General features: G+C 61.6%; 23 protein-coding genes. 12 read left to right on the top strand and 11 right to left on the bottom strand.

Translation table 11 applies throughout. The features are described from left to right. Positions 1–8: 8 nt before the first annotated feature. Entirely contained in the window at positions 9–455 is a 447-nt protein-coding gene (locus C9383_RS18880) for a DUF4879 domain-containing protein (RefSeq protein WP_090365702.1), read from the bottom strand. Between the two features lie 222 nt (positions 456–677). Here C9383_RS18880 and C9383_RS18875 point away from each other — a divergent pair, with 222 nt between their 5' ends. The 4 genes from C9383_RS18875 (at position 678) to C9383_RS18860 (ending at position 4,511) form a co-directional block, all read left to right on the top strand. Then, on the top strand, positions 678–1,973 hold the full coding sequence (locus C9383_RS18875) for an NCS2 family permease (RefSeq protein ID WP_034100857.1): 1,296 nt from the start codon (positions 678–680) through the stop codon (positions 1,971–1,973). Beyond that, entirely contained in the window at positions 1,970–3,049 is a 1,080-nt protein-coding gene (trmA, locus tag C9383_RS18870; protein WP_090365700.1) for a tRNA (uridine(54)-C5)-methyltransferase TrmA, read from the top strand. The genes C9383_RS18875 and trmA overlap by 4 nt, the downstream gene beginning before the upstream one ends. Before the next feature lie 167 nt (positions 3,050–3,216). Continuing rightward, positions 3,217–3,666 carry a type II 3-dehydroquinate dehydratase gene (gene aroQ / locus C9383_RS18865; protein ID WP_060752326.1) on the top strand — a complete coding sequence of 150 codons (450 nt, stop codon included), beginning with the start codon at positions 3,217–3,219 and terminating at the stop codon, positions 3,664–3,666. Continuing rightward, positions 3,663–4,511 (top strand): shikimate dehydrogenase, encoded by an 849-nt coding sequence (locus tag C9383_RS18860; protein ID WP_090365699.1) that lies wholly within the window; start codon positions 3,663–3,665, stop codon positions 4,509–4,511. The genes aroQ and C9383_RS18860 overlap by 4 nt, the downstream gene beginning before the upstream one ends. A gap of 184 nt (positions 4,512–4,695) precedes the next feature. Here C9383_RS18860 and C9383_RS18855 read toward each other — a convergent pair whose 3' ends face one another. Together C9383_RS18855 and quiC are read right to left on the bottom strand one after the other, a co-directional pair. Next, on the bottom strand, positions 4,696–5,337 hold the full coding sequence (locus C9383_RS18855; protein WP_090365697.1) for a TetR/AcrR family transcriptional regulator: 642 nt from the start codon (positions 5,335–5,337) through the stop codon (positions 4,696–4,698). Positions 5,338–5,414: 77 nt separating this feature from the next. Next, positions 5,415–7,316 carry a 3-dehydroshikimate dehydratase QuiC gene (gene quiC / locus C9383_RS18850; protein ID WP_060752329.1) on the bottom strand — a complete coding sequence of 634 codons (1,902 nt, stop codon included), beginning with the start codon at positions 7,314–7,316 and terminating at the stop codon, positions 5,415–5,417. A 224-nt stretch (positions 7,317–7,540) separates the two neighbouring features. On the opposite strand from quiC, the gene C9383_RS18845 reads away from it, so the two are divergent. Continuing rightward, positions 7,541–8,875 carry an MFS transporter gene (locus C9383_RS18845; RefSeq protein ID WP_090365696.1) on the top strand — a complete coding sequence of 445 codons (1,335 nt, stop codon included), beginning with the start codon at positions 7,541–7,543 and terminating at the stop codon, positions 8,873–8,875. A 26-nt stretch (positions 8,876–8,901) separates the two neighbouring features. On the opposite strand, the gene C9383_RS18840 is transcribed toward C9383_RS18845, so the two are convergent. Continuing rightward, positions 8,902–9,780 carry a DMT family transporter gene (locus C9383_RS18840; RefSeq protein ID WP_090365694.1) on the bottom strand — a complete coding sequence of 293 codons (879 nt, stop codon included), beginning with the start codon at positions 9,778–9,780 and terminating at the stop codon, positions 8,902–8,904. A gap of 199 nt (positions 9,781–9,979) precedes the next feature. Here C9383_RS18840 and C9383_RS18835 point away from each other — a divergent pair, with 199 nt between their 5' ends. From C9383_RS18835 to C9383_RS18825, 3 genes are read left to right on the top strand one after another with little or no spacing between them, the layout of a single operon-like run. Next, positions 9,980–10,396: a membrane lipoprotein lipid attachment site-containing protein gene (locus tag C9383_RS18835; protein ID WP_060752332.1), complete on the top strand. Its 417-nt coding sequence runs from the start codon at positions 9,980–9,982 to the stop codon at positions 10,394–10,396. 54 nt (positions 10,397–10,450) lie between these two features. After that, the gene (ypfJ, locus tag C9383_RS18830) at positions 10,451–11,338 is read left to right on the top strand and encodes a KPN_02809 family neutral zinc metallopeptidase (protein ID WP_060752333.1); all 888 of its coding nucleotides are present in this window, start codon (positions 10,451–10,453) and stop codon (positions 11,336–11,338) included. Further along, the gene (locus C9383_RS18825) at positions 11,339–12,325 is read left to right on the top strand and encodes a hypothetical protein (protein ID WP_090365693.1); all 987 of its coding nucleotides are present in this window, start codon (positions 11,339–11,341) and stop codon (positions 12,323–12,325) included. Positions 12,326–12,510: 185 nt separating this feature from the next. Here the strand turns inward: C9383_RS18825 and C9383_RS18820 are convergent, their stop codons facing one another. Genes C9383_RS18820 through C9383_RS18810 form a run of 3 tightly spaced genes read right to left on the bottom strand, consistent with a single transcriptional unit; the run spans position 12,511 to position 14,584 of the window. Then, positions 12,511–13,110 carry an HAD family hydrolase gene (locus C9383_RS18820; RefSeq protein ID WP_090365691.1) on the bottom strand — a complete coding sequence of 200 codons (600 nt, stop codon included), beginning with the start codon at positions 13,108–13,110 and terminating at the stop codon, positions 12,511–12,513. After that, positions 13,107–13,976, bottom strand: a complete 870-nt coding sequence (tesB, locus tag C9383_RS18815; protein ID WP_060752336.1) for an acyl-CoA thioesterase II — start codon at positions 13,974–13,976, stop codon at positions 13,107–13,109. Before tesB ends, C9383_RS18820 begins: the two co-directional genes overlap by 4 nt. A 38-nt stretch (positions 13,977–14,014) precedes the next feature. Continuing rightward, positions 14,015–14,584 (bottom strand): GNAT family N-acetyltransferase, encoded by a 570-nt coding sequence (locus C9383_RS18810; RefSeq protein ID WP_060752337.1) that lies wholly within the window; start codon positions 14,582–14,584, stop codon positions 14,015–14,017. Between the two features lie 75 nt (positions 14,585–14,659). Between C9383_RS18810 and C9383_RS18805 the strand changes: the two genes are divergently transcribed. Together C9383_RS18805 and C9383_RS18800 are read left to right on the top strand one after the other, a co-directional pair. Next, positions 14,660–15,580 (top strand): histone deacetylase family protein, encoded by a 921-nt coding sequence (locus C9383_RS18805; RefSeq protein ID WP_060752338.1) that lies wholly within the window; start codon positions 14,660–14,662, stop codon positions 15,578–15,580. Between the two features lie 172 nt (positions 15,581–15,752). After that, the gene (locus tag C9383_RS18800; protein WP_090365690.1) at positions 15,753–16,979 is read left to right on the top strand and encodes a TIGR03862 family flavoprotein; all 1,227 of its coding nucleotides are present in this window, start codon (positions 15,753–15,755) and stop codon (positions 16,977–16,979) included. Positions 16,980–17,096: 117 nt separating this feature from the next. Here C9383_RS18800 and rhlE1 read toward each other — a convergent pair whose 3' ends face one another. Together rhlE1 and yedA are read right to left on the bottom strand one after the other, a co-directional pair. Beyond that, positions 17,097–18,437, bottom strand: coding sequence for an RNA helicase RhlE1 (gene rhlE1, locus C9383_RS18795; protein ID WP_090365688.1), 1,341 nt, complete (start codon positions 18,435–18,437; stop codon positions 17,097–17,099). 65 nt (positions 18,438–18,502) lie between these two features. Then, positions 18,503–19,393, bottom strand: a complete 891-nt coding sequence (gene yedA / locus C9383_RS18790) for a drug/metabolite exporter YedA (protein WP_090365686.1) — start codon at positions 19,391–19,393, stop codon at positions 18,503–18,505. A gap of 161 nt (positions 19,394–19,554) precedes the next feature. On the opposite strand from yedA, the gene C9383_RS18785 reads away from it, so the two are divergent. Further along, positions 19,555–20,010, top strand: a complete 456-nt coding sequence (locus tag C9383_RS18785) for an Lrp/AsnC family transcriptional regulator (protein WP_090365685.1) — start codon at positions 19,555–19,557, stop codon at positions 20,008–20,010. Then, entirely contained in the window at positions 20,000–20,698 is a 699-nt protein-coding gene (locus C9383_RS18780) for a cyclase family protein (RefSeq protein ID WP_090365683.1), read from the top strand. The genes C9383_RS18785 and C9383_RS18780 overlap by 11 nt, the downstream gene beginning before the upstream one ends. 118 nt (positions 20,699–20,816) lie before the next feature. Here C9383_RS18780 and C9383_RS18775 read toward each other — a convergent pair whose 3' ends face one another. Together C9383_RS18775 and C9383_RS18770 are read right to left on the bottom strand one after the other, a co-directional pair. After that, the gene (locus C9383_RS18775; RefSeq protein WP_090365682.1) at positions 20,817–21,428 is read right to left on the bottom strand and encodes a 3'-5' exonuclease; all 612 of its coding nucleotides are present in this window, start codon (positions 21,426–21,428) and stop codon (positions 20,817–20,819) included. A gap of 43 nt (positions 21,429–21,471) precedes the next feature. Further along, positions 21,472–21,948: a LabA-like NYN domain-containing protein gene (locus tag C9383_RS18770; RefSeq protein WP_060752345.1), complete on the bottom strand. Its 477-nt coding sequence runs from the start codon at positions 21,946–21,948 to the stop codon at positions 21,472–21,474. Positions 21,949–22,051 lie beyond the last annotated feature (103 nt).

The raw sequence follows: 22,051 nt of genomic DNA, 5'->3' as shown, positions 1-22,051 counted from the left end.
AGGATTGATCAGCGGATATTGAGCATCACCTTCAAGGTATTTTGCGGGCCGTTGATCGACGTATTGCTGAACTCGAACCACCCCTGGGCTTCGACATTCAAGTCAAACACATAGATGTAGCCCATCAGCGTGCCCACGCCATTGCACGCCTCGCTGATATTGCCGACCTGGCACACCGGCGTGCGCCGCCCGTCCAACTCGGCGCCATTGAAGCGGCCCATGGGGCTGTTACCCAGTCCGACTTCCATCACCGAAACCTGGGTCGGGCCACGGTGCTCGCACATCTGGGTACTCTGGGCGCCTTCCGCGACTTTCTCGCTGCAACGCGCCGACTCGACCTTGAACACCCGCACCTCGCTCAAGGGCGGTGCAGCTGCGCCCCACGCTGGTGCCGCACCCCACCACAGGCTGAGACTGGCGATCAGAGCTAGACTCCACGCGTTGGCTTTTTTCATGCTGTTAACGACCCTGCCTTGAACGTCGGCGCAGTATGCCTCAAGGCCATGATCCACAGCCATGCATCGCCAAGCCAACCCCGTGCGCCACACGGCCTCGGCTGCTGGTATGATGCGCCGCTTTTTCCGATCCTCTCTGAAACCACAGGCGCTTGGCGCAGTTTGTGCTTTGACTTAGAGGTCAACAAATAACGACGCAAGATAGCGTCACAGGGAGCCGGCATGCTGGAAAAGCTGTTTCAACTCAAAGCACACAACACCAACGTGCGCACCGAGATTCTCGCGGGTATCACCACGTTCCTGGCGATGGCCTACATCCTGTTCGTGAACCCGAGCATCCTCGGCGAAACCGGCATGGACAAGGGCGCCGTGTTCGTCGCGACCTGCCTGGCGGCCGCCATCGGTTCGACGGTAATGGGCCTGATCGCCAACTACCCGATCGCCCTGGCACCGGGCATGGGCCTCAACGCCTTCTTTACCTACACCGTGGTGCTGCACATGGGCCACACCTGGCAGGTTGCCCTGGGTGCGGTTTTCATTTCGGCGGTACTGTTCTTCCTGCTGTCGATCTTCCGTATCCGTGAGTGGATCATCAACAGCATCCCGCTGCCGCTGCGCTCGGCGATTGCCGCCGGTATCGGCCTGTTCCTGGCGCTGATCGCCCTGCATAACGCCGGTATCGTGGTCAGCAACCCGGCCACCATGGTCGGCCTGGGCGACCTGAAACAACCGGCGCCGATCCTCGCCACCCTCGGTTTCGCGCTGATCGTGGCGCTGGAAGCCCTGGCCGTGCGCGGCGCGGTGCTGATCGGCATCCTGGCGGTGACCATCGTCTCCATCGTCATGGGCTTCACCCCGTTCGGCGGCGTGACCTCGATGCCACCCTCGCTGGCCCCGACGTTCCTGCAACTGGATATCAAAGGCGCGTTGGATATCGGCCTGGTCAGCGTGATCTTCGCGTTCCTGTTCGTCGACCTGTTCGACAACTCCGGCACCCTGATCGGCGTCGCCAAGCGCGCCGGGCTGATGGGCAAGGATGGCCACATGCCGAAAATGGGCCGTGCGCTGATCGCCGACAGCACCGCCGCCATGGCCGGTTCCCTGCTGGGCACCTCGACCACCACCAGCTACATCGAGTCCGCCGCAGGCGTAAGCGCCGGTGGCCGTACCGGCTTGACCGCCATCGTGGTGGCGATCCTGTTCCTGCTGGCGCTGTTCTTCTCGCCGCTGGCCGCCAGCGTGCCGGCCTTCGCCACCGCACCGGCGCTGCTGTTCGTGGCCGTGTTGATGACGTCGGGCCTGGCGGAAATCGACTGGGATGACATTACCGTGGCAGCACCGGTGGTGATCACCGCCCTGGCGATGCCTTTCACTTACTCCATCGCCAACGGCATCGCCTTCGGTTTCATCGCCTGGACCGCCATCAAGCTGCTTTCGGGCCGCTACCGTGAGCTGAACCCGGCACTGGTGATCCTGTCGATTCTGTTCGTGATCAAGCTGGGCTGGTTCAACGCATGACTTTTGACGCCGCACGCTACACCGCTCAACTGCAAGACAAGGTCACGCGCTTGCGTGACCTGCTGGCACCGTTCGACGCACCCGAGCCACAGGTCTTCGATTCGCCGCTGCAGAACTTCCGCCTGCGGGCGGAGTTCCGCCTGTGGCGCGAAGGTGGTGAACGCCACTACGCGATGTTCTCCCAGGACGACAAGCGCACGCCGATCCTGATCGAAGAGTTCCCCATCGCCAGCCACCGCATCAACCAGTTGATGCCGCAACTCAAGGCCGCCTGGCAAGCCAGCGCCGCCCTGAGCCACAAGCTGTTCCAGGTGGAGTTCCTCACCACACTGGCTGGCGACGCGATGATCACCCTGTGCTATCACCGCCCACTGGATGAGCATTGGCACACCGCCGCCAAACAGCTGGCCGCCGACTTGAATGTCAGCATCATCGGCCGCTCCAAGGGCAAGCGCGATGTGATCGGCCATGACTACGTGGTGGAAAAACTCGAAGTCGGCGGCCGTACCTTCAGCTATCGCCAACCCGAAGGCGCGTTCACCCAGCCCAACGGCACGGTGAACCAGAAGATGCTCAATTGGGCGTATGAAGCCTTGGGCGATCGCCCGGATGACTTGCTGGAACTGTACTGCGGCAACGGCAACTTCACCCTGCCGCTGGCCACCCGCGTGCGTAAGGTGCTGGCCACCGAGATCAGCAAAACCTCCGTGAACGCAGCGCTGGCCAACCTCGATGAAAACGCGGTGGATAACGTCACTCTGGTGCGCCTGTCTGCCGAAGAACTCACCGAGGCGCTCAATGAAGTGCGTCCGTTCCGCCGCCTGCAAGGCATCGACCTGAAGAGCTATGAATTCGGCAGCGTGTTCGTCGACCCGCCCCGCGCCGGCATGGACCCGGACACCTGCGAGCTGACCCGGCGCTTCGACAACATCCTGTACATCTCCTGCAACCCGGAGACCCTGGCCGCGAACATTGCGCAACTGCATGACACGCACCGCATTACCCGCTGTGCAATGTTTGACCAGTTCCCGTGGACGCACCACATGGAATCCGGCGTGTTGTTGACCCGACGCTGACCCGTGCGCCGCCCGTATTCGGGCGGCGCACCTTCTGCAGCGACTACCCTGGATTAATGGTTCGATAATCGAACACATGCCAACTCGGGCACACTGCCGTCGATTGACCAAATTAACCATTCAGTACATTTTACCTCCACAACGAACAATAATTGTGGAGACACCCCATGCCGCCCCTCATCCTGGTGCTCAACGGCCCCAATCTCAATCTGCTCGGCACCCGTGAGCCCGCCACCTACGGCCATGAAACCCTGGCCGACATCGCCGCCCTGTGTGGCCGCAGCGCTGAACAACTGGGGTTGAAACTGGAGTTTCGCCAAACCAACCACGAAGGCGAACTGCTCGACTGGATCCATGGCGCCCGCGCCCGTTGCGCCGGGATCGTGATCAACCCGGCCGCCTGGACCCACACCTCGGTCGCGATTCGCGACGCACTGGTGGCCAGTGAAGTGCCAGTGATCGAAGTGCACTTATCCAATGTGCATGCGCGTGAGGCGTTTCGGCATCACTCCTTTGTATCGCCGGTCGCCACCGCAGTGCTGGCCGGCTTCGGTAGCCACGGCTACCACTTGGCCCTGAGCCACTTCAGCCAGTTGCTAAAAGGATCGACCCGATGAAACCGCGCATCCTCGCCGGCCTGATCGGCTCGGGCATCCAGGCCTCCCGCACCCCGGCGCTGCATGAGCAGGAAGGCGACGCCCAAGGCCTGCGTTACCTGTATCGCCTGATTGATCTTGCACCGCTGCACCTGGACATCAACGCCCTGCCCGACCTGCTGCGCGCCGCCGAGTTGATGCACTTCACCGGGCTGAACATTACCTACCCGTGCAAGCAGGCGATTCTGCCGTTGCTCGATGAACTCTCCGACGAAGCCCGAGGCATCGGCGCGGTCAACACCGTGGTATTCAAGGCCGGCAAGCGAATCGGCCACAACACCGACTGCCTGGGGTTTGCCGAAGGGTTTCGGCGCAACTTCAATGATGTCGCGCGCCAACGCGTGGTTCAGATGGGCGCCGGCGGTGCGGGAGCGGCCGTGGCCCACGCACTGTTGGCCGAAGGCGTACAACACTTGAGTATTTTTGACGTGGAGATCAGCCGCGCCCGCGACCTTGTCGATAACCTTGCACAGCGTTTCGGCAGCGGGCGTGCCCAGGTCGGCAGCCACCTGGAAAGTGCCATGGCCGAAGCCGATGGGTTGGTCAACACCACACCGATGGGCATGGCTAAACTGCCGGGCACGCCAGTGCCGCCCGCGCTGTTGCGGGCTGAGTTATGGGTCGCGGAAATTGTGTACTTCCCCCTGGAAACCGAACTGCTGCGCGACGCCCGCGCCTTGGGTTGCCGCACCCTGGATGGCGGCAACATGGCGGTGTTTCAGGCGGTGAAGGCGTTTGAGTTGTTCAGTGGCAAGGCGCCAGACGCCGACCGCATGCTGGCGCACTTCCAGAGCATGAATACCTGACTGGCAAAAAAATCCCAATGTGGGAGCGGCTTGCCCTAATGCCAGTCAGTTAAGCGATAGAGCGGACGATGGTTAACCTGTGGGAGGGGGCTTGCTCCCGATAGCGGCAAGTCAGTCGAAAAACTGCTGACTGGCACAACGCTATCGGGAGCAAGCCCCCTCCCACATGGGTCCTGTTTCAGCCTTAGGCCTGCAAGTAACGCATCACCGAATCACAAATCATCTCGCGGTGGCGCTGCTTGATCGCCTCGTCCGACAGCTCGATCTGAAAAATCTCACTGAACGTATGGCGGTTGGACACCCGGTAAAAGCTGAAAGAGTTGATCAGCAGGTGCACGTCCAACGGCTCCAGCCCCTCGCGGAACAGCCCCATCTCGGCCCCCCGACGCAAAGTGGCGCCCAACGCTTCAAGGATGTTGCTGTTCATCGCCTTGATCGCATCCGAACGCTTCACGTATTCGGCGTTGTGGATATTCTCGATGCTGACGATACGCACGAAATCCACGTTCTGGTCGTGGTGATCAAAGGTGAACTCCACCAGGCGCCGGATCGCTTCACGGGGCTCCAGCGCGGTGAGGTTCATACGGGTTTCGGTATTACGGATGTCGCCGTAGAGCTTCTCCAGTACTTCGACGTAGAGCTGTTCCTTACTGCCGAAGTAGTAATAGATCATGCGTTTGGAGGTGTGGATGCGCTCGGCGATCGCATCCACGCGAGCGCCGGACAGGCCCTGTTGAACGAACTCGGCGATGGCTTCCTGAAGGATGTTTTCGCGGGTTTTTTCCGGATTGTTCTTACGACTCTTGCGCGGTGCTTCGGAGGTCATGGTGCGCTCACGGCCAGTGTTATGCAGGCGGTGATTATGGGCCGCGCCGCCCGCCGAAGGAAGCACCTGACCCGCCGTTATAAACGCGCCTGCCGCGCCGCGCCGCTACGGGATTTGGCCATCGCCGCCAGACGGACCGCCACGTTGGCCGCGCCATAGCCGGCGTAACCGTTCTTGCGCTGGATAATCTCGAAGAAAAACCGCCCTTCGAAGGCCTCGGTGTACACATGAAACAACTCACCGCCCTGGGCGTCGCGGTCGTACAGCACGTTGTAATACGCCAACTCGCTGAGGAACTCATCGTCGAAATCAAACCGCGCCGCCAGGTCGTCATAGTAGTTGAGCGGGATATCCAGCAACGGCACACCTGCCGCCTTCGCCCGGCTCACCTCGGCGAAAATATCCGCGCAGTCGAACGCAATGTGGTGCACCCCCGAGCCTCGATAGCTCGATAGTGCATGGGAAATGGCGGTGTTGCGGTTCTCAGAAATATTCAACGGCAGACGGATCGAGCTGCAACGGCTACGCAGTGCACGGCTTTTCACCAGGCCGTAAGGGTCGGGCAACACCACTTCGTCATCGGCCTCGAAATCCAGCAGGCTCTTGTAAAACAGCACCCAACTGTCGAGGCTGTCGGCCGGCAAGGCCATCGCCATATGGTCAATGCGCAGCAGGCCGCCGCTGGAAAGCGCTGCCGGCTGCAGGTTGAAATCAGTGTCGTACAAGTCGCCTTCGCTTGGGTCCACCAGGTAAATCAGGCTGCCATCCGGTGCGCGAACCGCGCCCAGTTCCAGCTCGTTGGGCCCCACCAATCCGCGATACGGCTGGCCTTTGTAGGCCACTGCCCGTGCCATCGCCTTGGCACTGTCCTTGACCCGAATCGCCGTGGCACACAACGATGGCCCATGGGCCTCGAAAAAATTGTGCGCGAAGGAATACGGCTCACAGTTGAGGATCAGGTTGATATCCCCCTGGCGCAACAGGCTCACACTCTTGGAACGGTGCTGCCCGGCCTTGACGAAGCCCAGGCGCTCCAGCCATTGAGTGAGCCTGGCCCCGAGGTTTTCATCCACGGCGAACTCCAGGAACTCGATGCCACCGTATTCGCTGGCGGGCGGGGTATCGAACAGGATATCGACGGGCTGGGCAGGCGCTTGCTGCTGGAGGCGTTCACGGGTTTTCTCTTCCAGGTACAGCAGCGAGCGCAAGCCGTCTGCCGCATTCGCCCGGGTGGGTGCCGCGCGGAAACCATCGTTGAAGATCTCCAGGGATAACGGCCCGGTGTAGCCGCTCTGGATGATCGGTGCGAGGAACCCCGCCAGGTCGAATTCGCCCTGCCCGGGGAAGCAACGGAAGTGCCGGCTCCACTCCAGCACGTCCATGGCCAGGATCGGCGCGTCAGCCATTTGCACAAAGAAGATCTTGTCGCCGGGGATCTGCGCGATCGCGCTCGGGTCGCCCTTGAGCGACAAGGTGTGGAAGCTGTCGAGCAGCACGCCGAGGCTGGGGTGATCGACCTGGCGCACCAGGTTCCACACTTGCTGCCAGGTGTTGACATGCTTGCCCCAGGCCAGCGCTTCATAACCAATGCGCAGTCCACGGCGCCCGGCGTGTTCGGCCAGCAGGCTCAAGTCGTCGAGCAAAATGCGTTCATCGCCCACGCAATCGGCCGAAGCATTACTGCACACCAGCACCAGGTCGGTGCCCAGTTCCTGCATCAAGTCGAACTTGCGCTCGGCCCGTTCAAGGTTGCGCGCCAGGCGGTCGCGGCGGCAGCCTTCGAAGTCGCGAAAGGGCTGGAACAAGGTGATGGCAATGCCCAGGTCGGCACACATTTGCCTGACTTCCCGCGGGCTGCCGTCGTAATACAACAAGTCATTCTCGAAGATCTCGACCCCGTCAAACCCGGCGGCGGCAATGGCTTCAAGCTTTTCCGGCAGAGTACCGCTCAAGGAAACGGTGGCAATGGAACGTTGCATGGGGCGACTCCCGGCAATTGTTGTTTGTGGCAAATTATTCGCCCCCAGCCTACACGCAGCAATTAAAATGTACGAACCGGTTAGTTTTTGGTGCGATTATCGAACACTAAGCCCCTTTGGCGAATTGACGATTTTTTAGCCACTACGCACCATCGTTCTCGCAGCTACACCCGAAAAAGAAGCCCAGCACACACCATAACAATTTCAAAAACGGGTACCACCTCATGCCTTCGCAAAACTCCGTCCTGGCCGCGCGCCCGGGCAACCCGCACGCCGGCATCGGCGACAAGATCCGCGGCGCCCTGGCCGTGGGTAAAACCCGCTGGGGCATGCTGGCCCTGGTGTTCTTCGCCACCACACTGAACTACATCGACCGCGCCGCCCTGGGCGTGATGCAACCGATCCTGGCCAAGGAAATGAGCTGGACGGCGATGGACTACGCCAACATCAACTTCTGGTTCCAGGTGGGTTATGCCATCGGTTTTGTACTGCAAGGCCGGCTGATCGACCGCATCGGCGTCAAGCGCGTGTTCTTCTGCGCGGTCTTGCTGTGGAGCCTGGCCACCGGCGCCCACGGCCTGGCCACCTCGGCGCTCGGCTTTATGGTCTGCCGTTTTATCCTCGGCATCACCGAAGCCGCCAACTACCCGGCCTGCGTCAAGACCACGCGCCTGTGGTTCCCGGCGGGTGAGCGCGCAGTCGCCACCGGCATCTTCAACGCCGGCACCAACGTCGGTGCGATGGTGACGCCGATGCTGCTGCCGTTGATCCTGCACGTGTGGGGCTGGCAGGCGGCGTTCCTGTGCATGTCGGCACTCGGCGGGATCTGGCTGGTGTGCTGGGGCCTGAAGTACTACAACCCGGAAGACCACCCCACCGTTAAACAATCCGAACTGGACTACGTACAGCAGGAACTCGAACCGGAACAACCTCGCGTCCCGTTCAGCCGCATCCTGCGCATGCGTGGTACCTGGGCCTTCGCCCTTGCCTACGCAATGACCGCACCAGTGTTCTGGTTCTACCTGTACTGGCTGCCGCCGTTCCTGAACCAGCAATACAACCTGGGCATCAACGTGACCCAGATGGGCATTCCGCTGATCATCATTTACCTGACCGCCGACTTCGGCAGTGTGGGCGGGGGCATTCTGTCGTCGTTCCTGATCGGCCGCGGGATGAACCCGATCAAGGCGCGGTTGCTGTCGATGCTGCTGTTTGCCTGCTGCATCATCGGAGTGATCATGGCCGCCGGTTCCAGCCAGCTGTGGGTCGCAGTGTTTGCCATTTCCCTGGCCATCGGCGCGCACCAGGCCTGGACCGCCAATATCTGGAGCCTGGTGATGGACTACACGCCCAAGCACATGATGAGCACGGTGTTCGGTTTCGGTGGCATGTGCGCGGCGATCGGCGGCATGTTCATGACCCAGATCGTCGGGCATATCCTCACGGTCACGAACAACAACTACACGGTGCTGTTCACCCTGATCCCGGCGATGTACTTCATTGCCCTGACCTGGATGTACTTCATGGCACCGCGCAGAATTCCTACCGTAGACGTCTGAGCTACCCCACGAGCTATCCCCCCGAGCTATCTGCGCCGTTGCTGCCAGGCAGCGGCCAACCCGCTCATGCAGATCACCCCGATCCCGACCACCGTGGTCAGGTCCGGGGTGTGATTGAACACCAGCCAGCCCAACAACCCTGCGAACACGATCTGGCAATAGCCGAACGGCGCCAGCAAGGCCGGCGCCGCGAAGCGGAACGCCTGGGTCAACAGCAGGTGCGCCGTCATCCCGCACGTCCCCAACGCCAGCATCAACACCGCGTGCCATAACGTGGGGATTTGCCAGAAGAACGGCACCATGGCACTCATCACTAGGGTATTGCACAGGCCGGCGAAGAAGTTGCTGGTGGTCGGTGTGTCGTATTGGCTGAGGATGCGCGTGAGCAGTTGATAGAAGCAGAAAAACAGCGCCGAACACAGCGGCAGCAACACCGCCGGGGTAAACAACTCGCCCCCCGGATGGATGATCACCAGCACCCCGACAAACCCGCAGATCACCGCCAGCCACTGGCCACGCGTGACATGCTCGCCGAGCAGCGGCACGGACAGCGCCGTCACCAGGATCGGCGCGAGGAAGTTCACCGCCGTGGCTTCCGCCAACGGGATGTAATGCAGCGCCGTGGTGAAAAACAGGCTGGTGCCCAACAGGCACAAAGCGCGCACCACCTGCATGCCCGGGCGTTTACTGCGCAATACCCGCAAGCCCGATTGCGGCAGGAAGATCCCGGCCATCAACAGGGTGTGCACCAGGTAACGCGCCCACACCACCATCACGATCGGATAGAACCCGGCCAGGTATTTGGACAAGGCGTCGTGGCTGGAAAACAGAAAGGTCGCCACCACAATCAGCAAAATGCCTTTGAAGGGACGGTTGACGCCGGAAAGGGGGGTGCTGACGGTCATTGAATTCTCTTGCATGGCGGGCTGAACGCTGAGCACTGAACACGGCAGCACTCAACCCGGTAATCTAGCAGTCGGGTCGGAGTCTGCCCCAAGAGCATAACCAAACACCGTGCGAACAGCGCACTAAATCACGGTATTCGAGTCCAACGCAGCACGTTTGCCCAAGGGCTGCACACTTTTTGATCAAGGCCATGTCGCTATGAAAAAAATACTCTTTGTTCTGCCTGCCCTTGCCCTGCTCACCGCCTGCAATAAAGAGCCAACGCCCGCGCCCAAACCCGCTCCCGCCTCGGTACAGGCCACGCTGGTACCGGCAACCCCGCCGACCGATAAATGGGTTGGCAAGTGGATCGGCGTCGAAGGCTTGAGCCTGACCATCGCCAAGGACGACAGCATCGGCCGTGGCCACTACCTGCTGACCATGAAATACGGCCTGGATAACGACGACGCCGGCACCTTCAAAGGGGAAGCCAACGAAGACGGCATTACCTTTACCCGCCCCGACGGCCCGCAGCAATTGAGCGCCGGCGACGGCGAGGCCACCGGCCTGAAATGGCTGGCGGATAAAAAGGACTGCTTGATTGTCGATACCGGCGAAGGTTATTGCCGCGATTAACGGCCATACTCTTTCCCAATTAATGTAAGACCGTTTACCGAGAGGATTGCCCCCATGCTATGGAAAAAAGGCCGACGCAGCGACAACGTGGTGGATGCCCGCGATGACAGTGGCGGCGGTGGTGGAGGCATGCGCTTTGGTGGCGGCAAGGGCCTGAGCCTCACGGCGATTGTGCTGATCGTCGGCATAGGCTGGCTGACCGGCCAGGACCCGCTGCAGATCCTCGGCCAGTTGACCGGCCAGATGGAGCAAGCGCCTTCGGTGAGCACGCAAACCCGCCAGGCACCGCCGGCCAACGACCAACAGGCTGACTTCGTGCGCGCCGTGCTGGGCGACACCGAGGACACCTGGGGCCAGGTGTTCAAGGAAAATGGCCTGGTCTACAAGAATCCCAAGCTGATTCTGTTCCGTGGCCGGGTCAACTCAGCCTGCGGTAGCGCCACCTCGGCCAGCGGCCCGTTCTACTGCCCGGCCGACCAGCAAGTCTATCTGGACCTGGATTTCTTCCGGGAAATGTCGCAACGTTTCCAGGCCGCCGGCGAGTTCGCCCAGGCGTATGTGATCGCCCACGAAGTCGGGCACCACGTGCAGACACTGCTGGGCATCTCGTCCAAGATCCAGGCCGCGCGCCAGCAAGGCCGGCAAATGCAAGGTGACGGCGGTTTGCTGGTACGCCAGGAGCTGCAGGCCGACTGCTTCGCCGGGGTGTGGGCCAACCGTGCGCAAAAACGTCTGAACTGGCTGGAGCCCGGCGACATTGAAGCCGCACTGAATGCCGCCAACGCCATTGGCGATGACCGCTTGCAGCAACAGGGTCAAGGGCGCGTCGTGCCGGACTCGTTTACCCACGGCACCTCGGCACAGCGCGTGCGCTGGTTCAAGACCGGCTTTACCGAGGGGCAGATCACTCAATGCGATACCTTTGCCGCCAAGAGCCTCTAAATGAACCAACGACTGGGTCTACTGCTGGGCTTGATGATCAGCTGTTCCGCCAACACCTGGGCCGCCGAGCAAGCGCACGGCGTCAAAGTGGTCAGCCCCGAGCGTTTCCATCTGCAGGCGGGTGACCTGAGCCTGGGCCTGAGCCAGGACTGGCGCCAGCCACTGCCTGATGTCACCCGTGCACTGATCATCGTGCACGGTCGCTTGCGCAATGCGCAGACCTATCTCAAAAGTGGCGAAGATGCCGCCGCACACGCAGGCGTTGCCAGCCATACCCTGGTGATCGCACCGCAGTTTCTCAACGAGCTGGACGTGCAACGCAATCATCTGGATAAGCAGGTGCTGCGCTGGCACGGCAATGACTGGATGGCCGGCGAACTGTCGACCGGCCCCGGCCAACTCAGCTCCTACGGTGCACTGGACCAGGTCATCAAGCACCTGGGTAACCGTAAATTGTTCCCGGCGCTGAAAGAAATCGTGGTCGCCGGCCACTCCGGCGGCGGCCAAGTGGTGCAGCGTTTTGCCCTCACCGGCCACGATCACCCGCTGCTGCAAACCGAAGGCATCAGCCTGCGTTACGTGGTGGCGAACCCCTCGTCGTACGCCTATTTCAGCCCGCAGCGCCCAGTGAAGTTCGATGTGGCCAGTTGCCCAAGCTTCAACGAATGGAAGTACGGCATGCAGCACCTGCCCGCCTACGCAACAGGCCAGGGCGCCGAGCAGCTTGAGCAGGCTTACGTGTCACGCGACATCACCTACCTGCTGGGCCAGCAGGACACCGACCCGAACCACCCGGCCCTGGATAAAAGCTGCGAAGCCGAAACCCAGGGCGCGTACCGGCTGGTTCGTGGGCACAACTACTTTGACGACCTCAAGACGCGCCATCCGCAACTGAGCCATAAGCTGGTGGAAGTACCGGGCGTGGGCCATGACGGCGACAAGATGTTCACCTCGCCTGAGGGCGAGAAGGTGCTGTTTACCCAGTAAGCACTGAATAAACCAACTCAAAATGTGGGAGGGGGCTTGCTCCCGATGGACTGCGTAGCAGGCCCATTTTTGAGGCCGCTGCGCGGCCTATCGGGAGCAAGCCCCCTCCCACAGGTTATCCATCGTCCGCTCTATCTCTTAACTGACAGGCATTAAGGGCTTGCCCCCTCCCACACTTCGCTTTTTCAGTGGCTGGCCTGGATCATACGGCGCAATGCCACACAGTCTGCGGCATGCCAATCCGCCAACGCTGGCCACGGGTTCTCCGGCAAGTTCACCAACACCGTCCGGGCTCCCGCCGCCCGGCCGCAATCCAGATCAAAGCGGTAATCCCCCACCATCACCATCCGGCCCGGCGAAACATCCCAGGCCGCCGCCAGCTTCAGCAAGCCGCCCGGGTCTGGTTTGGGCGGCGCATCATCACGGCCTAATACATCCTCGGCGGCAAAGCAGTCCGCCAAGCCAATCGCCGCCAGGGTGATATGCGCCAGCTCCCGCGCATTGCGGGTCAGGATGCCCAGGCGATAACCGCGCCCGGCCAACTCGCGCACCAGCTCCACCGCGCCTGGCGCGGCAACCGAGCCCACCGCCAACTCGCGCTCATGCTCCAGCAACCAGGCATGCTTGGCTGCTGCCACATCGGCCGGCAACGCCGCCAGGTGGGTGAGGATGTCGTCCTCCGGCGGAATGTCCAGGGCCACGCGAATCGCCGCAAAATCATGCACGGCCACCGTGAGGGTGCCGTCCATGTCAAAGACCCAATGTTGGATATGCGCCAGGCTCATGCCCAATCCTTGCGATGACGAATCAAGCCTTCCTGGGTCACCGAGGCCACCAGCTGCCCGGCGCGGTTGTACACGCTGCCACGGGAGAAACCACGGGAGTTGCCCGCCCATGGGCTGTCCATGGCGTAAAGCAGCCAGTCATCGGCACGCAGGTCCGCGTGGAACCACAGCGCATGATCGAGGCTGGCGACCTGCATGTCTTTCTGCCACACGGTTTTGCCGTGGGGCAGCAGCGAGGTGGTCAGCAGACCGAAGTCCGAGGCGTAGGCCAGCAGGTATTTATGCAGCGCGGGCAAGTCGGCCAGGGCGCCGTCGGCACGAAACCATACGTACTTGACCGGGTCGGACGGCTGCGGGTTGAACGGGTCTTTCTCGGTCACCGGGCGCACTTCGATCGGCTTGGGGCACAGCAGCTTGTCGCGCATGTGCTCGGGGATCAGGTGGGCGCGTTGCTGGGTCAGTTCCAGCTCGGAGGGCAGGTTTTCCGGGCCGACCACCACAGGCATCGTGCTCTGGTGCGTAAAACCTTCCTCGTCATATTGGAACGAGGCGCTGCAGGTGAAGATCGGGTTGCCCTTCTGGATCGCGGTGACGCGGCGCGTGCTGAAACTACCGCCGTCACGTACGCGGTCCACCGAGTACACCACCGGCAATGCGGCATCGCCCGGGCGCAGGAAATAGCCATGCAGGGAATGCACATGCCGCGCGTCTTCTACGGTCTGGCTGGCCGCCGACAGCGACTGGCCGAGCACCTGGCCGCCGAACAGTTGGCGAAAACCCAGGTCCTGGCTGCGGCCACGAAAGAGGTTTTCCTCGATCGGCTCCAGGGTCAGCAGGTCCACCAGATCTTCCAATACTTGGCTCATAGAGCAACTCCTACAATCTATGGGGCATTCCGGTCTGCTTATCCGTGCAGCGTGTCCAACCATTGGGCGCGGGTGATGCGATACAAAACATGATGGCGCAGCGGGTCATCGGCTGCGACCTTGGGGTGTTCAAAATCTGCCTGGGGATCGTAATGCATACCGATGGCCTGCATGACTTTTTGTGATGGCAGATTGGACTCAGTGGTGAAGGCCAGGATCTCATCCACCTGCAAACGATCGAAGCCGCAACGCAAGGCGGTCCACGCCGCCTCGCTGGCATAACCCAGGCCCCAGTGTTCGCGGGCCAGGCGCCAGCCAATCTCCACGGCCGGGGTAAAGTCGGCCTCGAAGTTGACATTCTGCAGCCCGGTCAGGCCGATAAACTCGCGAGTGTCCTTGCGCTGCAAGGCCCAAAAACCAAAGCCGTACTCGGCAAAGTGCCCGCGAATCCGCCCGATCAACGCAGCCGTTTCCAGGTGGCTCAATTTAGCCGGGAAATAGCGCATCACCTGCGGGTCGGCGCACATGCGCGCAAATTCCGGCAGGTCGCTGTCGCGCCATTGGCGCAGCACCAGGCGTGCGCTTTCCAATTCCAGTATCGGCTCCATGGGTCCCCTCCCTTGCCATGTGCGTGAGTGTACAACGCGGGTAAGATGCGTCGCAGGTTCCCGTCAGAAAATCCCATGCCCTTGCCATTGATCTATCACGATGACTACAGCCCCGAGTTCCCGGCGGACCACCGGTTCCCCATGGACAAATTCCGCCTGCTGCGCGACCACCTGGTCGACAGCGGCCTGACCGAAGACCGCCAGTTGCTGCGCCCGCAACTGTGCCCACCCGAGATTCTGGCCCTGGCGCATGACCGTGGATATATCGAGCGCTATATGAGCGGCGAGTTGTCCCGTGAAGACCAGCGGCGCCTCGGCCTGCCCTGGAGCGAAGCCCTGGCCCGGCGCACCGTGCGGGCGGTCGGCGGCTCGCTACTGGCGGCGGAGCAGGCATTGGAACACGGCCTGGCCTGCCACTTGGCAGGCGGCACCCATCACGCCCATTACGATTACCCGGCGGGCTTTTGCATCTTCAACGACCTGGCGGTGATCAGCCATTACCTGCTGGCCAGCGGCCGGGTCAACCGCGTGTTGATCTTCGATTGCGACGTGCATCAGGGCGACGGCACCGCGCGTATCCTCCACGACACGCCGGAGGCGATCACGGTGTCGCTGCATTGCGAAAAGAACTTCCCGGCACGCAAGGCCCAAAGCGACTGGGACATCCCGCTGCCCATGGGCATGGGGGACGCCGACTACCTCAAGGTGGTGGACGACGCACTCAACTACCTGTTGCCGCTCTACCAGCCGGACCTGGTGCTGTACGACGCCGGTGTCGACGTGCACAAGGACGACGCCCTCGGTTACCTGAAGCTGACCGACGCAGGTGTCGCCGCCCGCGACGAAAGCGTGATGCGCCACTGCCTGGGCCGTGATATTGCGGTGATGGGCGTGATCGGCGGCGGTTACAGCAAAGACCGCCCCGCCCTGGCCCGCCGCCACGGCATCTTGCATCACAGCGCCCAGCGGGTGTGGGCGTCATCAGGTTGTCATTGAACCCTGGGCGTTACCCACAATGCCTGTGGAACCACCTGTGGATAACTTGAGCGTAAGCGTCTGAACGCTGCTTTACATAAGGCTTGTAGGAAGCTGTATGTTTTTTGATCAGGCGTTTGCGCTGTCGTCGGGTAGAATGCTCGGCCTATTGAAGCGACCGTAGCCCTGCCCCATGCCCGATACCCCTTCCCAACACGTCATCATTATCGGCGGCGGCCCTGCCGGGCTGATGGCCGCTGAAGTCTTGAGCCAGGCAGGCGTGCGGGTCGACCTCTACGACGGCATGCCGTCGGTGGGGCGCAAGTTCCTGCTGGCGGGTGTAGGCGGCATGAACATCACCCATTCGGAAGCGTACCCGGCGTTCCTGTCGCGTTATGCCGAACGCGCCCCGCAAATGGCGCCATTGTTGCGCGCGTTTGGTGCCCAGGCGTTGTGCGAATGGATTCACGGCCTGGGCATACAGACCTTTGTCGGCACTTCGGGCCGCGTCTTTCCTACGGACATGAAGGCTGCGCCGCTGCTGCGCGCCTGGCTCAAGCGCTTGCGCGACCAGGGCGTGGTTATCCACACCCGCCATCGCTGGGTGGGTTGGGCCGCAGACGGCGGGCTGGTTATCCACAGCCCGGACGGCGAAAAAACTGTCCACAGCCCTGCCGTATTGTTGGCCCTCGGTGGCGGCAGTTGGTCGCGCCTGGGTTCCGACGGAGCCTGGCTTAAGCTGTTCGAAGATCAAGGCGTGCCGTACGCCCCTTTGCAGCCGAGCAATTGTGGTTTCGAGGTGTCGGCCTGGAGCGACTTGATGATCAGCAAATTCGCCGGTGCACCACTGAAAAACGTCGCCATCGGCCTGGCGGATGACAAGCCGCGGCTGGGGGAATGTGTGGTCACCGCCACGGGCATCGAGGGCAGCTTGATCTATGCGCTGTCGGCACCGATTCGCGAAGCGATCAATCGCGACGGTTCAGCCACCGTGCATATCGACCTGCTACCGAGCAAGCCGCTGGACAAGGTGCAAGCCGCCTTGGCCAAGCCCCGTGGCTCGCGTTCGATGAGCAAGCACTTGCACAGCCAGTTGGGCCTGGATGGGGTCAAGTCGGCCTTGTTGCGTGAGCTGACACCGGCAGGCCACTTCAATGATCCGGCGCAGTTGGCGGTGGCTATCAAGGCGCTGCCGTTGACCCTGGTTAAAACCCGGCCAATCGATGAAGCGATCAGCACCGCGGGCGGCGTGCCGTTTGAGGCGTTGGATGAGCGCTTGATGCTCAAGCAGTTACCGGGCGTGTTCTGTGCGGGAGAGATGCTGGACTGGGAAGCACCGACGGGCGGGTACTTGCTGACGGGGTGTTTTGCCAGCGGCAAAGCGGCGGGGCATGGGATGCTGGAGTGGCTCAAACGCTGAGATTTGTGGTGATTTTAATGCCGCCATCGGGGGCAAGCCCCCTCCCACATTTTGAACGGTGAACAGATTCAAAGTGTGGGGGCTTGCTTATGATGAGGCTATCAGCCACGTAGCAAATTACTTCTTCTTACGCGGCCCGGTATTAAACACCGGCACCTTGCGCACCGGTTTGATCGATGGCTCCGCCGGCGCCACTTCGCCACTGTCCACCCATTTGCCCAGGTTACGTTTGCCGCCACCGCCACCGCCCGAGGCCTTGGGCTTCTTCGGTTTTTTCGGTTTCTTTACCACCTGCCCACTGGCATCGGTGTCCGGCACGCGGTGCTCGGGCTCGAAATCCGGCTCGACTTTGCGGGTCAAGGTCTGACGCGTCAGCATCTCGATGGCCGACAGCATGTTCACTTCATCGGCACACACCAAAGAGATCGCCTCACCGGTGTTGCCCGCACGCCCGGTGCGGCCAATACGGTGGATGTAATCTTCGGCGACGATCGGCAGGTCGAAGTTGACCACCAGCGGCAAGTCTTCGATATCCAGGCCACGGGCGGCCACATCGGTGGCCACCAGGATCTGCACCTCGCCGGCCTTGAAGCGGTCCAGCGCCCGTTGGCGGGTGGCCTGCGGTTTGTCACCGTGAATGCCATCGGCATTGACGCCCAGGCCCTGCAACTTATCCACCAGCGCATCCACGCCGTTACGGGTCTTGGCGAACACCAGTACCTGCTTCCAGCGGCCTTTGCGCATCAGGTGCACAAACAGCTCTGGCTTGCGCTTCTTGTCCACCGGCACCACCCATTGCTTGACGGTGTTGGCGGCGACGTTGCGCGGGCTGACTTCGATACTCAGCGGGTCGTTGAGCATCTGCCCGGCGAGCAGGCGGATGTCATCGGAGAAGGTCGCGGAGAACAGCAGGGTCTGGCGCTTTTTCGGCAGCATGCGGTAGATGTTCGCCAGTTCTTCGGAAAAGCCCAGGTCGAGCATGCGGTCGGCCTCATCCAGCACCAGGGTTTGCAGCTGATTGAGTTTCAGCGCGTTCTGGCGGAACAGGTCGATCAGGCGGCCAGGGGTGGCGACCAGAATGTCGACACCTTTGCGCAGCTTCATCATCTGTGGGTTGATACTCACGCCGCCGTACACCGCATAAGTGGTCAGCGGCAGGTGTTGAGCGTACTCGGCGACACTGGCGTGAACCTGCTCGGCCAGCTCGCGGGTCGGGCACAGGATCAGCGCGCGCGCCGAGTTGGGGGCGACTTTCGGCCCTTCCAGGGTCAGCAATTGCAGGAGCGGCACAGCGAAACCTGCGGTCTTGCCGGTGCCGGTCTGGGCCGCGGCCATCAGGTCGCGACCGGCCAGCACCGCCGGAATGGCCTGCGCCTGCACCGGCGTCGGGGTCTGGTAGCCAAGCGTCTCAAGGGCGCGCAGCAAGGGTTCGATCAGGCCAAGGGTGGCGAAAGTCATGTGTCTACCGTAAGAAAATTCAGCGCATGAGCGGGTAAAAAAACCGCAATTCGGCGCAGTTTACCTTATTCCGGCCGGGGCTTTCGCCACTGGGGCAGGCTGATCAACAGCACCGCGCTGATGATCACCAGCATTGCCAAGGCTTCTTCCATGCCGATGGTCTCACCGACGAACACGATCCCCAGCAACACGGCCACTGCCGGGTTCACATAGGCATAGCTGGTCGCCGCCGCCGGCCGCACGTGCTTGAGCAGGTACATGTAGGCGTTGAAGGCAATGATCGAACCGAACACGGTCAGGTAGGCCAGCGCCAGCCAGCCTTCCAGTGGCGGCACGGCCTGCAGGCGCTCACCGGAAAGCGCGCTGACCAGCAGCAGCGCCACACCGGCGACCAGCATCTCCGCAGCACTGGCCATGGCGCCCTGGGGCAGCGGCAATTGCCGGCTCCACACCGAACCGAACGCCCACGACGCGGCCGCCACCAACAGCAGAACCGCGCCCATGGGGCTCGACTGCAACGTGCTGCCCATGTTGAGCATGGCAATGCCGATAATGCCCAGGATCACCCCGGCCCATTCCAGACGGGTATTACGTGCGCCCCAGAAATACCCACAGAGCAAAGTGAACAACGGCACGGTCGCCACGGCCAACGCCGCCACGCCGGACGACACGCCCATATGTTCAGCCATGCTCACGCCACCATTGCCGATGGTGAGCAACAAGATGCCAATCATCCCGGCCGCTTTCCACTGAGCCCAGGTCGGCGCCGGCACCCCGCGCCACCTGAGGAAGCCGTACATCAACACCCCGGCCGTGCAAAACCGAATCCCGGCCAGCAACAACGGCGGCCAGTACTCCACGCCGACGCGAATCACCAGGTAGGTGGACCCCCAGATCACGTACAACGCAAAAAAGGCGGCGATCAACGGTAAGGGAAAGCGACGTGGGCCAGGCATTGGGCGGCTCTATGGCAGGAGGACAGAAGACATATTCTAAAAAGGCAGGTTGATAAACATAAGTTACAAAACCTGTTTAAAACGCCAATACACTTTTCAAAACACGGTTATGAGGGATATAAACCATAGATTCGAAAGCCGCACATTACGGAGCCTTATCATTGGACAAATACGACCGCATGCTCCTCAGTGCCTTGCTCGAAGACGGCCGCGCCTCGTTTGCGCAACTGGCTCGCACGGTCAACCTCTCCGCCCCCGCCGTGGCTGAGCGCGTGGCCAAGCTGGAGGCCAGTGGCGTGATCACCGGGTATCAGGCCAAGGTGGACCTGTCCAAAGTGGGTTTGCCGATTCAGTGTGTGATTGAGCTGCGCCTGACCAATCACGGCAGCCAGAAGGTGTATGACGCCTTATCCGAAATTCCCGAGCTCACCGAATGTCACCGCGTGACCGGTGACCCGTGCGTGATCATGCAAGCCGCCGTGGGCTCGATGCCGGAGTTGGAGAACCTGATCAACCGGATCGCAAAATTCGGGTTCAGCAAGACCTCGATCATTTTGTCGAGCGCGATAGAGCGTCGGGTGCCGTTGGGGCAGTTGGAGGCCAGAAATGCTGGATAAACAGCGCAAGGTCATCAGCCTCAGCCACCCGGTCAGCCCACGTATCCCGCTATGGCCGGGCGATCCTCCGGTGGTTTTTGCAGAGGTCGCTGCCTTGGAAAAGGATGGCTATTTCCTGCGACGTTTCAGCATGGGTGAACACAGCGCCACGCATATGAATGCGCCGAACAGCTTCTACGCCGACGCAATGGGGATCGACGGTTATCAACCCGAAGACCTGGTGCGGCCGGCAGTGGTAGTGGACGTGCGCAGTAAAACCCAGGGCAACCCCGATTACGCAATCAGCCCGCAGGATATTGAAGAGTGGGAACGCCAGCACGGGCCAATCGAGCCCGGCTCGGTGGTCTTGATATACACCGGCTGGCAACACCTTTGGCACGACCCGGTGGCGTTCTTCGGGCTGGACGCGCAAGGCTCGCACTTTCCGGGGATCGGCGAGGCGGCGATTGGTTTTTTGCTTGAGCAGCGTCGGATCGCCGGGGTCGGTATTGATACCCATGGGGTTGATCCGGGGCAAAGCACTGCATTCGCGACCAATCGTGCGGTGCTGGCCAGGAGTGGGATTGTGCTGGAGTGTTTGACCCATCTCGACCGCCTGCCGGCCAAGGGTGCAACATTGGTGATAGGTGTCTTGGCGCTCGAAGGCGGATCAGGGTCGCCTGCATCGGTGATGGCGTTTACTCCCTGACGACACTGTGGGAGGGGGCTTGCTCCCGATGGCGGTGGACCAGCCCGCTAATCTGGAGCTGACACACCGCTATCGGGAGCAAGCCCCCTCCCACAGTTGGAGTTTCATTGTCAGGGGCTCAGAACCCGCGGTGCTTCTTCAGGTGTTCGGTGATCTTCGCCGCCGGCACTTTCTGCAAGGTGCACAGCAGGTCGTGGGAGAGTTCGCGCAAGCCGTGAGTCCCGCGCAGTTCCTGGGCCAGGTACGCCGTGAGGTTGGCCGCCATCTCCGCATCCGCCAGCGCCCGGTGAGCCTTGCCGGTATGGGGCAACTGGGCGTAGCTGTTGAGGGTGCCGAGTTTGTGGTTGGGCGCCGCGGGCATCAGGCGGCGGGCGAGTAACAGCGAGCAGGCGAATTTCTGCAGGCGTGTGCGGCGGATCAGGCTCAGCTCATAGTCCCAGAACTTCTGGTCGAATGCCGCGTTGTGCGCCAGCAGTGGCGTCGTGCCGACGAACTCGTTGACCTCGTTCATCACACGCTCGGCCGGCGGTGCGCTGCGCAGCATGGCGTTACTGATGCCGGTGAGTTGCTCGATAAAGCCCGGCACACGCACACCGGCGTTCATCAGGCTCTGGTAGCGATCCACGATCTGGCCGCGCTCGAGGATGACCACCGCGATTTCCGTGGCCCGGCAGTGGCTGCTCGGGGTGATGCCGGTGGTTTCAAAGTCGATGACCGCTATACGTTCCAAACCCGTTCCAACTCCGTCTAACTGTTTATCACGCCGCAGCGTTCTATTTGAGCAGCAGCGCGCCTTCGATCGGCACATAGCGGCTGGCGGCGCGTATCAGTGAGTTGGCCGTCAACCCCGGGACACCGTAGGCCACGGCTTCGACGCCATGCTTGTGGATAACGCGCTCGAGCAGCATGTCGAAATCACCGTCGCCGGAGGCCAGTACGATTTCGTCGACGTGGTCGGCGGCATCCATGATGTCGAGGGTGATGCCCACGTCCCAGTCGCCCTTGGCCGAGCCATCGCTGCGCTGGATGTAGGGCTTGAGTTTTACCGTAAAGCCCAGGTTGCGCAGGATCTGCTGGAATTGCTGCTGCTTGCTGTCGCCACGGTCGATGGCATAGGCATACGCCTCTACGATCTGCCCGCGTGAGCTGATGTCAGCCCACAAGGCGGCGTAATTGAAGTGGCAACCATAGGCTTGGCGCACGGTGTAATAGAGGTTTTGTACATCGGCGAACACCGCAATTTTTTTCACCGCACTTCCCCAGGCTTACCACTTGGACGCCGGACACGAAGGTCCGCAAAGGCGCCAGTATGCCAGCCACGGGAAAGTTTCCGAGAAAAATCAGCCCGGGGCG

Source organism: Pseudomonas palleroniana (assembly GCF_003031675.1).
GTDB classification, from domain to species: Bacteria; Pseudomonadota; Gammaproteobacteria; order Pseudomonadales; family Pseudomonadaceae; genus Aquipseudomonas; species Aquipseudomonas palleroniana.
Note: the sequence above shows the minus strand (reverse complement) of the source record. Positions and strands in the feature narration are given on the sequence as shown.